This window comes from Acidimicrobiales bacterium (assembly GCA_022452035.1).
GTDB lineage: Bacteria > Actinomycetota > Acidimicrobiia > Acidimicrobiales > MedAcidi-G1 > UBA9410.
Window position 1 is genome coordinate 1 of sequence record JAKURV010000002.1, and the last position, 13,410, is coordinate 13,410.

Genomic DNA, 13,410 nt, shown 5'->3' on the forward strand with positions numbered 1-13,410 from the left:
CGACGTTTGCCTGCCCGACGGGGAGATGACTCCCCACCCGAGCAATTCGCGAGCGGCCTGCGTGGAGGTTTACGAGAAGTACGCCGACCAGGAGCCCGTCTTCGGCATCGAGCAGGAGTACACCTTCTTCCTGGAGGGTCGCCCGCTTGGCTGGCCGGTTGAGGGATACCCGGCGCCACAGGGCCCGTACTACTGCGGCGTAGGGGCCATTGAGATCGCCGGTCGCGACATCGTCGAGGCCCACACCAAGGCCTGTATGGATGCCGGCCTGGCTATCTCGGGGACCAACGCCGAGGTGATGCTCGGTCAGTGGGAGTTCCAGATTGGCCCGGTCAATACGGTGGCTGCCGCCGACCAGGTCTGGATGGCCCGGTACCTGCTTTACCGGGTGGCCGAGAACTTCGGGGTCGACGCCTCAGTGGCCGCCAAGCCCATCAAGGGCGACTGGAACGGTGCCGGTGCCCATACCAACTTCTCGACCAACGCCATGCGCGAGGGCTACGACGCTGTCATCACGGCATGCGAGGCACTGGGTGCTGAGGGCAAGCCAGCCGAGCACATTGCCGGCTACGGGCTTGGGTCCGAGGAGCGTCTGACCGGCGCCCACGAGACCCAGCGCTACGACCAGTTCAACTACGGCGTGTCCGACCGGGGCGCCTCAGTTCGCATTCCGTGGCAGGTCCACCTGGACCAGAAGGGCTACATCGAGGATCGTCGCCCGAATGCCAACATGGACCCGTATGTGGTCACCCGGCTGATCACCAACACCTGTTGTGAGGCCCTGGCCGGCTGACCGCCCGGACTTCGCTGCGGAACCCCCGGCTCCGGCCGGGGGTTCCGTCGTTTTCGACGGCCCTTCCTGATCGGCTCCTGACACGACAGTCAGGAGGCTCCCGGCCCAGATGGCTGAGGGAGCCCGTCGGTACGCTGCACCCATGAACCGGGTCCGGCTAGCGCTGATGCAGATCGACACGGTGGTCGGGGACCTGCCCGGCAACGTGGACCGGATTCGTCGACGACTGGACCAGGTTGCCGACTGCGACCTGGCCCTCTTCCCCGAGATGGCGATCACCGGCTACCCGCTGGAGGACCTGGTCCACAAGCCGGGCTTCGTGGCCGACAGCCGGGCTGCACTTGACGAGGTGGCGGCCCTCAGCGACCGGTGCGCCCTGGCCGTCGGCTTCGCTGACCCTGGACCCGACGGAACGGTCTACAACGCCCTAGCCGTATGCCGGAACGGACGGATCCTCGGGACGGTCCACAAGGAGTGCTTGCCCACCTACGACGTGTTCGACGAGGCCCGGGACTTCCAGGCTGGAACCGGTCCCCTCCAACTGTTCCGGGTGGCCGGGGTGCGGGTAGGCCTCGCCATCTGCGAAGACCTGTGGGTGCCCGGTGGGCCGGTCGAGCGACTGGTAGCAGGTGGAGCCGAGATGGTGGCCACCATCAACGGGTCGCCCTACCACCGGGGTAAGCAAGCGGCCCGGGAGTCGGTGGTGACGGCTACCGCGACCTGGTCGGGACGGCCGGTGGCCTACGTGAACCTGGTGGGGGGCCAGGACCAACTGGTGTTCGACGGCGGGTCGATGGTGGCCGACCCGACGGGTCAGATCATCGGGCGCGCCCCCCGGTTCGAAGAAGCAGTCGTCTGCCTCGACGTCGACGTCGACGAGGTGTCCGCTCCGTCCGATGTCCTTCCGGTGATCGACGTGTCGGATCCAGTCAACCGATCTGACCACCTGGTGGTCCCCCCGTTGGCCCCCCTTGACGAGGTCGGCGAGCTCTACGGAGCCCTGGTGCTGGCTACCCGCGACTACGTTCGCAAGAGCGGCTTCACCGACGTCTGCCTCGGTTTGTCCGGCGGGGTGGACTCGGCCCTTGTGGCCACTGTTGCCGCCGACGCCCTGGGTCCGGACCGGGTGCATGCCGTGCTGATGCCGTCCCGTCACTCCAGCGAGCACTCGGTGTCTGATGCCGAGGACCTGGTGTCTCGCCAGGGGCTTGACGACCTCACGTTGCCCATTGAGGAGGTCCACCAGGCGGTTGGCGGGGTGCTGGCTACCACACCGGAGGGTGAGCCGGTTGGTTTGACCGACGAAAACCTGCAGTCTCGGATCCGAGGCGTGCTGTTGATGGCCCGGGCCAACGCCAATGGTTGGCTGGTCCTGTCCACCGGCAACAAGAGCGAGTCGGCCGTCGGCTACACCACCCTGTACGGCGACACGGCGGGAGCTTTCGCGGTGATTAAGGACGTCACCAAGACCCGCGTCTACGAGCTCTGCCGGTGGCGCAATGCCCAGTCCCCAGGGGCTGATGGCCGGGCTGTGGTTCCAGAGGCCATTCTTAACAAGCCACCTTCGGCCGAACTGCGGCCCGACCAACGCGACGACCAGAGCCTGCCCCCCTACGACGTGCTGGATCCCGTTCTGGAGGCCTATATCGAGGGGAACCGGACCCGGTCCGAGTTGGTGGCCGACGGTCACGCCCCTGACCTCGTCGATCGGATCGTCGCACTGGTCGACGCCGCCGAGTACAAGCGCCGACAGACCCCGCTGGGTCCGAAGGTCACCGTGAAGGGCTTCGGGAGGGACCGCCGAATGCCCATCGTCAACCACTACCGGGGCTGAGGGTCCGGTGTGGATGAGGAACGACTGACAGGAATAGGTGACAGCCACGGGATGTTTCGCCATGATTCGTGACAATGGTCACGTTTTCACGTTGTGGTCTGGAGGGCCGTAGATAGGGTGGCCGACGATCGGGGGAGCGGGCCGATACGACCGGGTGGGTCCGGTCCGGCCGGTGGCTGATCGGACAGGGCGAAGGACTCGGAGGGCACCGCCGGTGGTGGTGCTTCCCCGGCTGGAGGAGGTTCGAGGGTGGCCAAGGAGCGGATCGAACGGGACGAGGAAGACCTTGTCCGCCTGTACCTCACCGACATCGGCCAGTATCCGCTGCTGACTAAAGAGGGTGAGGTCCGCCTCGCCCAGCAGATTGAGGCCGGGGTCGAGGCTCGGGCCGGGTTGGCCGACGGGGGAGACGATCTTGCACCGGCCCGCCGCCGTGAGCTCAAGCGCAACCTGAAGCGTGGCGAGGACGCCGAGCGCACCTTCGTCCAGTCGAACCTGCGGCTGGTCGTCTCTATCGCCAAGAAGTATCAAGCCTCCGGGCTGCCGCTGCTGGATCTCATCCAGGAGGGCAACCTGGGCCTGATGCACGCCGTCGAGAAGTTCGACTGGCGAAAGGGCTTTAAGTTCTCCACGTATGCCACCTGGTGGATCCGTCAGGCCATCACCCGAGGCATCGCCAACACCGGTCGGACAATCCGCCTGCCCGTGCATGCCGGTGACACCCTGGCCCGCCTCCAGAAGGCCCGGTCGCGGCTAGAGCTCAAGTTGGGCCGCCAGGCCACGTTGGCCGAACTGGCCCTCGAGGTGGAGATGCCCGAGGACAAGGTGACCGAGGCGCTGCGCTTCGCCGCAGAACCCCTGTCGCTCAGCGAGCCGCTCCGTGAGGACGGCGACGCCGAGTTGGGCGACGTGGTCGAGGACCGGGCGGCCGAGTCGCCGTTTGAGGTGGCGGCCACATCCCTGCTTCCCGAGGAGATCAGCCGCCTGCTGGCTCCACTGGACTCTCGGGAACGCGAGATCTTGAAGCTGCGCTTCGGCTTGGACCGCGGCGAGCCCCGGACCCTCGAAGAGGTCGGGGAGCATTTCAACTTGACCCGTGAGCGAATTCGCCAGATCGAGGCCCGGGCCATGTCCAAGTTGCGGCACCCAAGCAGCGACACGGGCGCCCGCGACCTGTTGGCTGTCTGATCCGCCGGTTGGGTTCCGGGCGCCCCGCCGGCGACCGGTCCGGATGATGAGACTGGCGGAGGTGGACGGGAATCGAACCCGCCGGACGGGGATCGCCCGTCCCACCCGCTTTGAAGGCGGGGGAGCCCACCAGGTACTCAGACACCTCCACCGGTGACGGTACGGGGCATCGGCCCCGATCGCCACGTGGGGACGACCAGCCGTGCGATCGCGAGCCGGGTCGTCGTAGCATGCGGGGTATGAAGAAGTTTCTGATGCTGGGGGCCCTGGTCGCCCTGGTGGCTGCGGCCGTACGGAAGGTCCGCTCGATCTAGTCTCGGCCGTTCGGTGCCGTCGGTTGGGTCCGACGGGATGGCCGCCGGAGCCTTCGGACACCGGCTATTGCGCCCAGCAGCACTACCGCGGTGAGAGCGCTGGCCGCGATCCAGTTTCGGTCAATCGGGACCCGGTCGCCCAGCGGTACCGGGTTCTCAAACTCGCGGATCGGCCAGCCCCGCTTCTCGGCTTCTCGGCGAAGTTCCCGATCGGGGTTGACGACCACCGGGTGCCCGACCGCCTCGAGCATCGGGAGGTCGGTGGCCGAGTCCGAGTAGGCCCACGAATCCACCAGGTCGATCTCTCGGTCATGGGCCAGGCGTCGCATGGCGTCGGCCTTTCCCGGACCCTGGGCGTAGAACTCAACCTCCCCTGTGTAGCGGCCTTCGGCGTCGACCATGGGGGTGGTGGCTACGAACTCGTCCACCCCGAGGTGGTCGGCCAGCGGGGCCACGATCTCAATGGGTGAGGCTGACACCAGGACCAGCAGCCGTCCTTCGGCCCGGTGGTGGGCGAACAGGTCGAGGGCCTCGTCGTAGACGATGGGCTCGATCACCTGGGCCAGGTGGTCATGGGCCAGGCGCCTGAGCCCCTCCTGCTCCCAGCCGGCAGCCAGTCGCAGGGCGGTCCTGCGGGCCCGGTCCATAGCCGACTCGTCGGCTCCGAAGAACCGGAAGAGGAGCTGGCCCCAGGCCGCTCGGAGGGCCATCGGAGCGCTCAGATAGCCCGCCCGGTGTAGCGCGGGGCCGTAGGCGGCCATGGAGGCCCGTGCGATGACCGTCTTGTCGAGGTCGAAGAAGGCCGCCTCCACGCCCTCGATCCTAGGTCGGCTTGGCGACAGGGCGGTGTGGTGCAGCCGCTTGTGGCGATTCTCTCCGACATGATTCTGACGGCCACGGCGATCATGCGCCCCTTGGACTGCTGCCGGGCCGGACAACGACGGCTCGACGGACTGGGTGTCGTCTAGCGTTGAGTACGTTCGGCGGTCGAAGAGGGGTACGGGAGACCAATGCGGCTCGACGTCCATCGTTCCCCTCGCGACGACTGCGTCGTACTCGTTCTGGTCGGCGAGTTGGACCTGGCCGGGGCGCCCCGGCTCCGCCAGGCCGTGGTCGCCGAGGCGGCCGCCGGGGAGCGCCACGTGGTGTTGGACCTGACGGCGGTCGACTTTATTGACTCCACAGGGTTGGGGGTTGTGGTGGGGGCCCTGCGGAGGCTCCGGACCCACGACGGTGAGCTATCGGTGGTCTGCCCGGAGCCGCGTCTCCGGCGGGTCTTCGAGATGTGCGACCTGGACCGGGTGTTTACCCTCTACGGGTCGGTGGACGACGTGGCCCCCGAACGGGAGACGGCGTGACGCTCCGTCGGGCCCGTGGGGGTGCTGTGGAGTTGGTGGTGCCCGCCCGGGCCGAGTACCTGCAGCTGGTACGGGCCATCGTTGGGGCCACGGCGGGGCTCGAGTCGTCCATGGACCCGGGCCGGGTGGCAGACCTACGGCTCGTCGTGTCCGAGGCGGTGTCCAACGCCATCAAGGCCCAGGCGTCGGTCGGAGTCGTCGATCCAATCCTCGTCCGGTGCGAGCCGTCAGGGGACCGGATCGTGGTGGAGGTAGCCGACCACGGGCCCGGCTTTGACGCCGGGTCTGTTCCGGATCTGCCACCTGTGGAGACGGCGGAGCGGTTGGATCACGAGTCGGGGCTAGGTGTTTCGCTCATGCGGCGTCTGGCCGACGAGGCGGTCGTGGAGAGCGGGCCGAACGGCACCGTGGTGCGCCTCACCCTCGGATCGCGGGGCCGCTGAGCCGGATTCCGGCTCAGCGCGGCGGACGTTGTCGTAACCGTGTCCGGTGGGATGCCCGGGGGCGACCACTACGGTGCCTCCGGTCGCGAACCCACCGGATAGGACCCATGGCAGGCAATCGACCCGTACCGAACCTCACGTGGTTGGGGGGCAAACGCCCCTGGCACGCGCCGTGGAACGCCCGATGATGCCATTCTCGGGGATCGATTTAGCCAGCTGGATCCTCCCGATTGTTGCCGCAGTGGTAGGGGTCTCGGTGCTGTCCGGCACCCGGCCTGTTGGTGGAGGGTGCTTGACAACGCACCGCTCCCGCGGCCAACAGTGGATGGCGTGAGCACTTCCCTCGTCATCGTTGAGTCACCGGCGAAGGCCAAGACGATCGCTGGTTATCTGGGCGATGGCTTTGTCGTGGAGTCCTCGATCGGCCACGTGCGTGATCTGCCGCAACGGGCCTCCGACGTGCCGGACGCCTACAAGGGTGAGTCGTGGGCCAAGACAGGCGTCGACATCCACAACGATTTCAAGCCCCTGTACGTCGTAAACGCCGACAAGAAGCAGCAGATGGCACACCTCAAGCGCCTGCTGAAGGACGCTGACCATCTCTACCTCGCTACCGATGAGGACCGTGAGGGCGAAGCCATTGCCTGGCACCTATTGGAGGTTCTGAACCCCAAGGTGCCGGTCCACCGGATGGTGTTCCACGAGATCACCAAGGGGGCCATCGCCGAGGCGTTGGCGAACACCCGTGAACTAGACCGCCGCCTCGTTGATGCCCAGGAGACTCGGCGAATCCTGGACCGCCTCTACGGGTACGAACTCTCGCCGGTGCTGTGGCGGATGATCGGCGCTGGGTTGTCGGCCGGCCGGGTGCAGAGCGTGGCCACACGGATGGTGGTCGAACGCGAACGCGAGCGGATGGCTTTCTTGGCGGCTGGGTACTGGGACCTGACGGCCACCGTGGCCACCACCGATGGTCAGGTCTTCACTACCCGCCTGGTTGAGGTCAGCGGCCGCCGGGTGGCGTCCGGGCGCGACTTCGGCGACGATGGCTGTCCCGACCGGGACGACGTGTTAGTCCTGGACCAGGCCTCGGCAGACGCCCTGACCGTCGGCCTGCAGGGGCGGACGGCGACCGTGGACTCGGTGGAGGCCAAGCCGTACCGGCGGCGTCCCGCCGCGCCGTTCACCACGTCGACCTTCCAGCAGGAGGCAGGTCGACGGCTACGGCTCTCCTCTTCACTGGCCATGCACGCCGCTCAGGGGCTATACCAGAAGGGCTACATCACGTACATGCGTACCGATAGCACCACGTTGTCGGACACCGCAGTGCGGGCCGCCCGGGCCGAGGTTCGAGAGCGGTTCGGCGCCGACCACCTGCCCGATGCTCCCCGGACCTACGCCAACAAAGTCCGCAACGCCCAGGAGGCCCATGAGGCAATCCGTCCGGCCGGGGACCGATTCCGTCATCCGGACGAGGTGGCCGGAGAAGTCCCGTCGTCAGAGGCCCGGGTCTACGAGATGATCTGGCGTCGAACCGTGGCATCCCAGATGACCGACGCGGTAGGCGAGACGGTCACGGTCCGAGCCATCGCCGAGGTGGGGCCCGAGGGGTCCGAAGTGGGCCGGGAGGCAACCCTGGCAGCCAGCGGAACAGTGATCTCCCACCAGGGCTTCCGTCGGGCGTACGAGGTGGAGTCCGACGACGCCGATGGCGAGGAGGCCGAACGGGTCCTCCCGGCGGTGGCCGTCGGCGCGACGGTGAACGTGAACGAGGTGGTTCCCGAGGGGCACACCACCCAGCCGCCAGCCCGCTACACCGAGGCCTCGCTAGTCAAGGGGATGGAGGAGTTCGGGGTGGGTCGCCCCTCGACCTATGCCTCAATCATGGAGACCATCCAGCGCAACTACGTGTGGAAGAAGGGCTCGGCCCTGGTGCCCACGCTGAGCGCTTTCGCAGTCACCACCCTCCTGGAGCGGCACTTCCCCCGGCTAGTCGACTACGACTTCACGGCCGCCATGGAGGAGGACCTGGACCAGATCGCCAACGGAGAGGCCGAGCGGGTGCCGTGGCTGCAGTCCTTCTACTTCGGCTCGGACGACGACATTGGCCTGCACGCCAAGGTGACGGCCCGCCTAGGGGAGATCGACCCCCGGGGCGTCTCGACTGTGCCGCTGGGCGCCACGGATGACGGCGAGCCGGTGGTGGCTCGGTACGGAAAGTTCGGCCCTTACGTGCAGGTAGGCGAGGAGACGGCATCCATCCCTGACGACGTGCCGCTCGACGAGTTGACCGTGGACCGGGCGCTGGAGTACCTGAACACCCCCGGCGACCGGGACCTAGGGACCGACCCGGAGACCGGCCTTCCCGTGGTAGCCCGCTCCGGCCGGTTTGGCCCCTACGTATCGCTGGGGCGCCTCCCCGAGCGGCCGAGCCCTGGATCTCCGGAAGCTCGGCTGATGGCGTTGCCCACAAGCCGCCGGGAGGTGAAGGTGGCGATGGCCTACCTCCGCCTGGCCGCCGGTCGCCTCACCGGGGCGGCAACCCGCCTTGTGCTTACCGTCCCCAAGCGGGGGGTCGGCAAGAAGGCGCTAGACCGCCTGGAGGCCGATGTGAGGTCCGGGTCGACGCCGACAGAGGCTCTTGCTCGGTCGGCCGAACTCGGGATCACTGGCCGACCGTTGGCTGGCATCGGTGACGTCCTCGGGCTGGTCGATGGCCTCGACCCCGACCAGCCACCAGACGTGGTGCTTCAGGACATCCTGGAGGCCTCCGGGTACCTGGACGAGGTCCGGACCGACGACAAGGCGGAGTCCCGCCTAGCCAACCTGGACGCCGTGGCTGAGGTGGCCGCCGACTTCCCCGACATCACCGCCCTAATCGATGAAGTGGACCGCCAGGCCGAGGTCGACGACCAGCCCCGACCCCGGACGGCGTCGCTGTTCCAAACCATGACCCTGGAGAGGATCACCTTCGAGGACGCCATGCAGTTGCTGAGCCTGCCCCGGATGGTCGGCACGGACCCCGCCGACGGTGTGGAGATCACCGTGCAGAACGGGCGCTTCGGCCCCTACCTCAAGAAGGGAGCGGACAGCCGCAGCCTCGACAAGGAGGAGCAGCTCCTGACCATCACCCTGGAAGAGTGCCTGGAGGTGCTGGCCCAGCCGAAGCGCCGGGGCCGGACGGTGGCCCGACCACCCCTGCGGGAGTTAGGCGTCGACGCGGCGTCCGGCAAGACGATGGTCCTGAAGGACGGTAACTGGGGCCCCTACGTCACCGACGGCGAGTACAACGCCTCGCTTAAGCGAGGTGACGCCGTCGAGGAGCTCACTGACGAGCGGGCTTCCGAGCTTTTGGCCGAGCGACGGATGAAGGGCCCAGCTAAGAAGAAGCGCTGACCGGACTCCAGCAAACGTCCACCGTCCCGGTTCCCCACCCGGCACGCCTCCGGGGACCGGCCGCCCCTCTTCTAAAGTGGAGGGGTGAGCGGATCGACCGGACGGGATGCGGCCAACCGCCGGGACGATCCGGCGTCTGGCGACGACCTGGCACCGTTCCTGCCCGTCGGGGGCCGTCGGGCGCTGCGGGCCCGCCTGTTTGGAACACCGGCCTTCTTCCGGTTGTGGCTCGCCCAGGTGGTGTCGGCCACGGGCGACTGGTTGGGCTTGCTGGCCATCGCCATCCTGGCCATCCGGTTGGGTTCCGGGAACGAAGGCGCCGCGCTGAGCCTGGTGCTGGCCGCCCGGATCGTTCCCGGGTTCTTCTTCGGACCGGTCGCCGGGGTGCTGGTCGACCGGTGGGACCGCAAGCGGACCATGGTGACGTGCGACGTGGGTCGGGCCCTCGTCATGGTTTCCCTACCGTTCGTGGACACCCTGATCGGCCTGTTCCTGGCCTCGTTGCTCCTAGAGGCCTTCACCATGCTGTGGGGGCCAGCCAAAGAGGCCTCGGTCCCCCATGTGGTACCCGAAGACTCACTGGCTACCGCCAACTCGCTCTCGCTGGTCGCCGCCTACGGCACCTTTCCTCTGGGCGCCGGCCTGATGGCCTTGTTCGGTCGCCTCTCCACGGCACTGTTCGACTCGGCGTGGGCTGAAAACGTGCGCCTTGACGACATGGGCCTGGCCTTCTATGCCAATGCCCTGTCGTTCCTGGTGACCGCCTACCTGATCTTCACCCTGGACCTACCAACCCGGTCACGGGCCGAACGCCGCTCAACCGGTGGGCGTCGGACCGCCCTAGCCCACCCAGTGGCCGAGTTACGGGAGGGATGGCGGTTCGCCTTCGTGAACCCGGTAGTCCGCACGGTGATCATGGGCCTAGCCACCGGGCTGATCGGCGGGGGGATGTTGGTGCCCCTTGGAGCCATCTACGCCGACGAGGTACTGGGGGCCGGGAAGTCGGGCCTCGGCGTACTGATCACCGCCCTGGGCCTGGGCGTGGCCGCCGGGGTAGCTGTGGTGTCGGCCCTACAACGTCGGCTCGACAAGGCCCGGACCTTCACCCTGTCGCTGGTCGGCGCCGGGACCTTCCTGGCCCTAGCAGCGTCGATCGGCCAAGTCCACGTCTCGACGGCCATGGTGGGTTGCATCGGCGTGTGTGCCGGGTCGGTCTACGTACTCGGCTTCACCCTGCTCCACGAGAACGTCGAGGACCAGCTAAGAGGACGGATCTTCGCCACCTTCTACCTGCTGGTCCGAGCCTGCGTGCTCCTGGCCCTGGTGGTCGGGCCCCTTATGGAGGACCTACTGGACCGGTTGTCCAGCGTGCTGTGGGACCGCCACGTGGAGGTCCTGGGCATTGGGGTGGACGTGCCCGGGGTGCGCCTCACCCTGTGGTTGGCCGCCCTGATCATCCTGGCCTCCGGAGCGGTGGCCGTCGCCTCGCTGCGGGCCGGCCAACTGGGCCGTCGATCCTCGGACGACGGGGACGGCCCGGCATGACGGGGCGGTTCATCGTCGTGGAGGGGGCCGACGGCACCGGTAAGAGCACCCAAGCCCGCCTGCTCGCTGAGCGCCTGGGTGCGGTGTTCACCCGGGAGCCCGGCGGTACCCCACTCGGCGAACGGATCCGCGACCTAGTCCTGGACCCGGAGGGCGACGCCCCGGTGGACCGGGCCGAGGCCCTCCTGATGGCCGCCGCCCGGGCCCAGCACGTGGCCCAGGTGGTAGCCCCGGCCCTGGCTGCTGGACAGGACGTGGTTTCGGACCGCTACGTGGCTTCGTCGGTGGCTTACCAGGGTCACGGCCGGGGTCTGGGAGCTGAAGCGGTGGCGGAGGTCAACCGCTTCGCCACCCGGGACCTGGCACCCGACCTGGTGGTACTCATTGAGGTCGACACCCCGCTGGCCGGCGACCGTCTGGGCGGCGACCTAGACCGGATCGAACAGGCCGGAAACGACCTCCAGGCCGCCGTGGTGGCTGCCTACCGGCAGATGGCCACCGCCGACCCGGACCGGTGGGTGGTGGTGGACGGCACCGGGCCCATCGAAGAGGTGGCCGACCGGGTAGCCACCGCCGTCGACCAGCGGTTGTCGTGACCTCCGGAGCGTCAGCCGACGGCCTGGCGCCCTTGGACGAGGACGCGCTATGGGACACCGTGGTGGGCCAGGAGGCTGCCGTGGCCCTCCTTCGGACGGCGGCCTGGTCCCCGGTCCACGCCTATCTGCTGGTCGGGCCACCCGGTGCGGGGCGAGGCGAAGCTGCCCGGGCCTTCGCTGGGTCCCTGTTCGCCTCCGGTGCGCCGGACGGGCCAGATTCGCCGTCGGCCTCCCGCCACCGGCGTCTGTCCGCCGTCGGACACCATCCGGACCTCCTCGAGGTGGAGCCCGAGGGCCGGTCTCTGCTGGTGGCTGACGCCAGGGAGATCACCGTGGAGGGTTGGAGGTCGCCGGTCGAAGCAACTCACAAGGTGGTGGTGGTTGACCGGTTCGACACCGCCGAACCGGAGGCGGTGGCCAGCCTGCTCAAGACCATTGAGGAGCCGCCGGCCACGACCGTGTTCGTGCTGCTGTCCGAGGAGGTCCCTGACTCCCACGTCACCGTCGCCTCTCGTTGCGTACGAGTCGACCTCCCTCCGCTGACCGACGAAGTGGTGTCCGACGTGTTGAAAGCCGACGGGGTGCCCTCCGACCGGGCCACCGAGTTGGCCGAGGCGGCCGCCGGGAGTCTCTCCCGGGCCCGGCTGCTGGCCCAGGACCCGGCGTTCCACGGGCGGCGAAACGCCTGGCACGCCGTTCCGTCCCGCCTGGACGGAACCGGGGCGGCGGTCGCCGTGGTGGTCGAGGAGATGCGGGCCTTGATAGACGAGGCTCAGGCGCCGCTAGTGACCCGCCACGCCGTGGAGCTGGAAGAGTTGACTGAACGCGAAGAAGCCTTCGGGACCCGCGGGTCAGGTCGCAGGACGCTGGTCGAACGCCAACGGCGAGAGGTGCGTCGACTCCGGGACGACGAGCTGCGGTTCGGGCTGGCCACGATTAGCCGGTCCTACCGGGACCGGGCCGCCGGATCGGGCGGTGAGGCCGACATGGACGCGACGGCCCGGATTACCGAGGCCACCGGCGAACTGATCCGCAACCCCAACGAGACGCTGCTGCTCCAGGCCCTCTTCTTGGACCTCCCGGTTGGGGGGCGAAACGGGGTCTGATCGGCTGCCCGCCGGTCGGTTATTCGGGGGTGACGTAGGCGGCGGTTAGGCCGCCGTCCACAGAAAAGTCGGTGCCCGTGACGTACGAGGACTCGTCAGAGGCCAGCCACAGGGCGGCCTCAGCGATCTCTGATGCCTCGCCGAATCGTCCCATCGGAACGTGGACCAGCCGACGCTGCCGTTTCTCCTCGGTGTCCAGGAACGACATCAGCAACTCGGTGCGCAGCGGGCCGGGGCACAGGGCGTTGACCCGGATGTTCTCGCGGGCATGGATGACCGACAGCTCGCGGGTCATGGCCAGTACTGCGCCCTTGGAGGCCGTGTAGGCCAACTGTGGGGTGGCTGCCCCCACAAGGGCCACGAAGCTGGCTGTGTTGATGATGGAGCCGCCACCCGACCGGCGTAATGCCGGGATCCCGTGCCGGCAGCCGAACCAGACGCCCTTCAGGTTGATGTCCATGGTCAGGTCCCAGACCGTCTCCTCGGTGGCCTCGGCGTCTCCGTCATCTCCGTGCATGATCCCGGCGTTGTTGAACACCACGTCCAGGCGACCGAAGGCCTCCTCGGCGTCGGCGACAGCCGCCGCCACTTCGTCCTCTGAGGAGACGTCAGCCCTCAGGGCTATGGCCTTTCCACCAGCCTCGACCACCTCGTTGGCCACGGTAGATGCCCCGCCGGCGTCCACGTCCACCACGGCGACCAGCGCCCCCTCGGCGGCGAACCGCAAGGCGCTCTGCCGACCGATTCCGGACGCCGCTCCGGTGATGAAGGCAGCCTTGCCCTCCAGCCGTTTTCCCATTCCGGTCATGGGGCGAGCATCGCACACGCGGGGGCCGG

At 68.2% G+C, this 13,410-nt stretch carries 11 protein-coding genes and 1 tRNA gene; 9 read left to right on the top strand and 3 right to left on the bottom strand.

The annotated features are described in order from the left end of the window. The 3 genes from MK181_01050 to MK181_01060 form a co-directional block, all read left to right on the top strand. The coding region (locus MK181_01050; GenBank protein MCH2418380.1) for a glutamine synthetase at positions 1-793 on the top strand (793 nt) is incomplete at its 5' end. A gap of 142 nt (positions 794-935) precedes the next feature. Further along, complete coding sequence (locus MK181_01055; GenBank protein MCH2418381.1) at positions 936-2,627, top strand: NAD+ synthase; 1,692 nt, start codon at positions 936-938, stop codon at positions 2,625-2,627. Positions 2,628-2,876: 249 nt separating this feature from the next. Continuing rightward, on the top strand, positions 2,877-3,815 hold the full coding sequence (locus MK181_01060) for a sigma-70 family RNA polymerase sigma factor (protein ID MCH2418382.1): 939 nt from the start codon (positions 2,877-2,879) through the stop codon (positions 3,813-3,815). 53 nt (positions 3,816-3,868) lie between these two features. Here the strand turns inward: MK181_01060 and MK181_01065 are convergent. Together MK181_01065 and MK181_01070 are read right to left on the bottom strand one after the other, a co-directional pair. Further along, positions 3,869-3,964: transfer RNA gene (locus MK181_01065), tRNA-Sec, on the bottom strand. A gap of 161 nt (positions 3,965-4,125) precedes the next feature. Then, positions 4,126-4,941: an HAD-IB family hydrolase gene (locus MK181_01070; GenBank protein MCH2418383.1), complete on the bottom strand. Its 816-nt coding sequence runs from the start codon at positions 4,939-4,941 to the stop codon at positions 4,126-4,128. A gap of 198 nt (positions 4,942-5,139) precedes the next feature. On the opposite strand from MK181_01070, the gene MK181_01075 reads away from it, so the two are divergent. The 6 genes from MK181_01075 (at position 5,140) to MK181_01100 (ending at position 12,573) form a co-directional block, all read left to right on the top strand. Beyond that, the gene (locus MK181_01075) at positions 5,140-5,487 is read left to right on the top strand and encodes an STAS domain-containing protein (protein ID MCH2418384.1); all 348 of its coding nucleotides are present in this window, start codon (positions 5,140-5,142) and stop codon (positions 5,485-5,487) included. Continuing rightward, complete coding sequence (locus tag MK181_01080; protein MCH2418385.1) at positions 5,484-5,930, top strand: ATP-binding protein; 447 nt, start codon at positions 5,484-5,486, stop codon at positions 5,928-5,930. Before MK181_01075 ends, MK181_01080 begins: the two co-directional genes overlap by 4 nt. Positions 5,931-6,260: 330 nt before the next feature. Further along, entirely contained in the window at positions 6,261-9,326 is a 3,066-nt protein-coding gene (gene topA / locus MK181_01085) for a type I DNA topoisomerase (protein MCH2418386.1), read from the top strand. Between the two features lie 84 nt (positions 9,327-9,410). Then, positions 9,411-10,871 carry an MFS transporter gene (locus MK181_01090; protein MCH2418387.1) on the top strand — a complete coding sequence of 487 codons (1,461 nt, stop codon included), beginning with the start codon at positions 9,411-9,413 and terminating at the stop codon, positions 10,869-10,871. Next, on the top strand, positions 10,868-11,467 hold the full coding sequence (tmk, locus tag MK181_01095; protein MCH2418388.1) for a dTMP kinase: 600 nt from the start codon (positions 10,868-10,870) through the stop codon (positions 11,465-11,467). Before MK181_01090 ends, tmk begins: the two co-directional genes overlap by 4 nt. Further along, positions 11,464-12,573: a hypothetical protein gene (locus MK181_01100; GenBank protein ID MCH2418389.1), complete on the top strand. Its 1,110-nt coding sequence runs from the start codon at positions 11,464-11,466 to the stop codon at positions 12,571-12,573. The genes tmk and MK181_01100 overlap by 4 nt, the downstream gene beginning before the upstream one ends. 19 nt (positions 12,574-12,592) lie before the next feature. Here the strand turns inward: MK181_01100 and MK181_01105 are convergent, their stop codons facing one another. Next, the gene (locus MK181_01105) at positions 12,593-13,381 is read right to left on the bottom strand and encodes a glucose 1-dehydrogenase (GenBank protein ID MCH2418390.1); all 789 of its coding nucleotides are present in this window, start codon (positions 13,379-13,381) and stop codon (positions 12,593-12,595) included. Between the last annotated feature and the right edge of the window lie 29 nt (positions 13,382-13,410).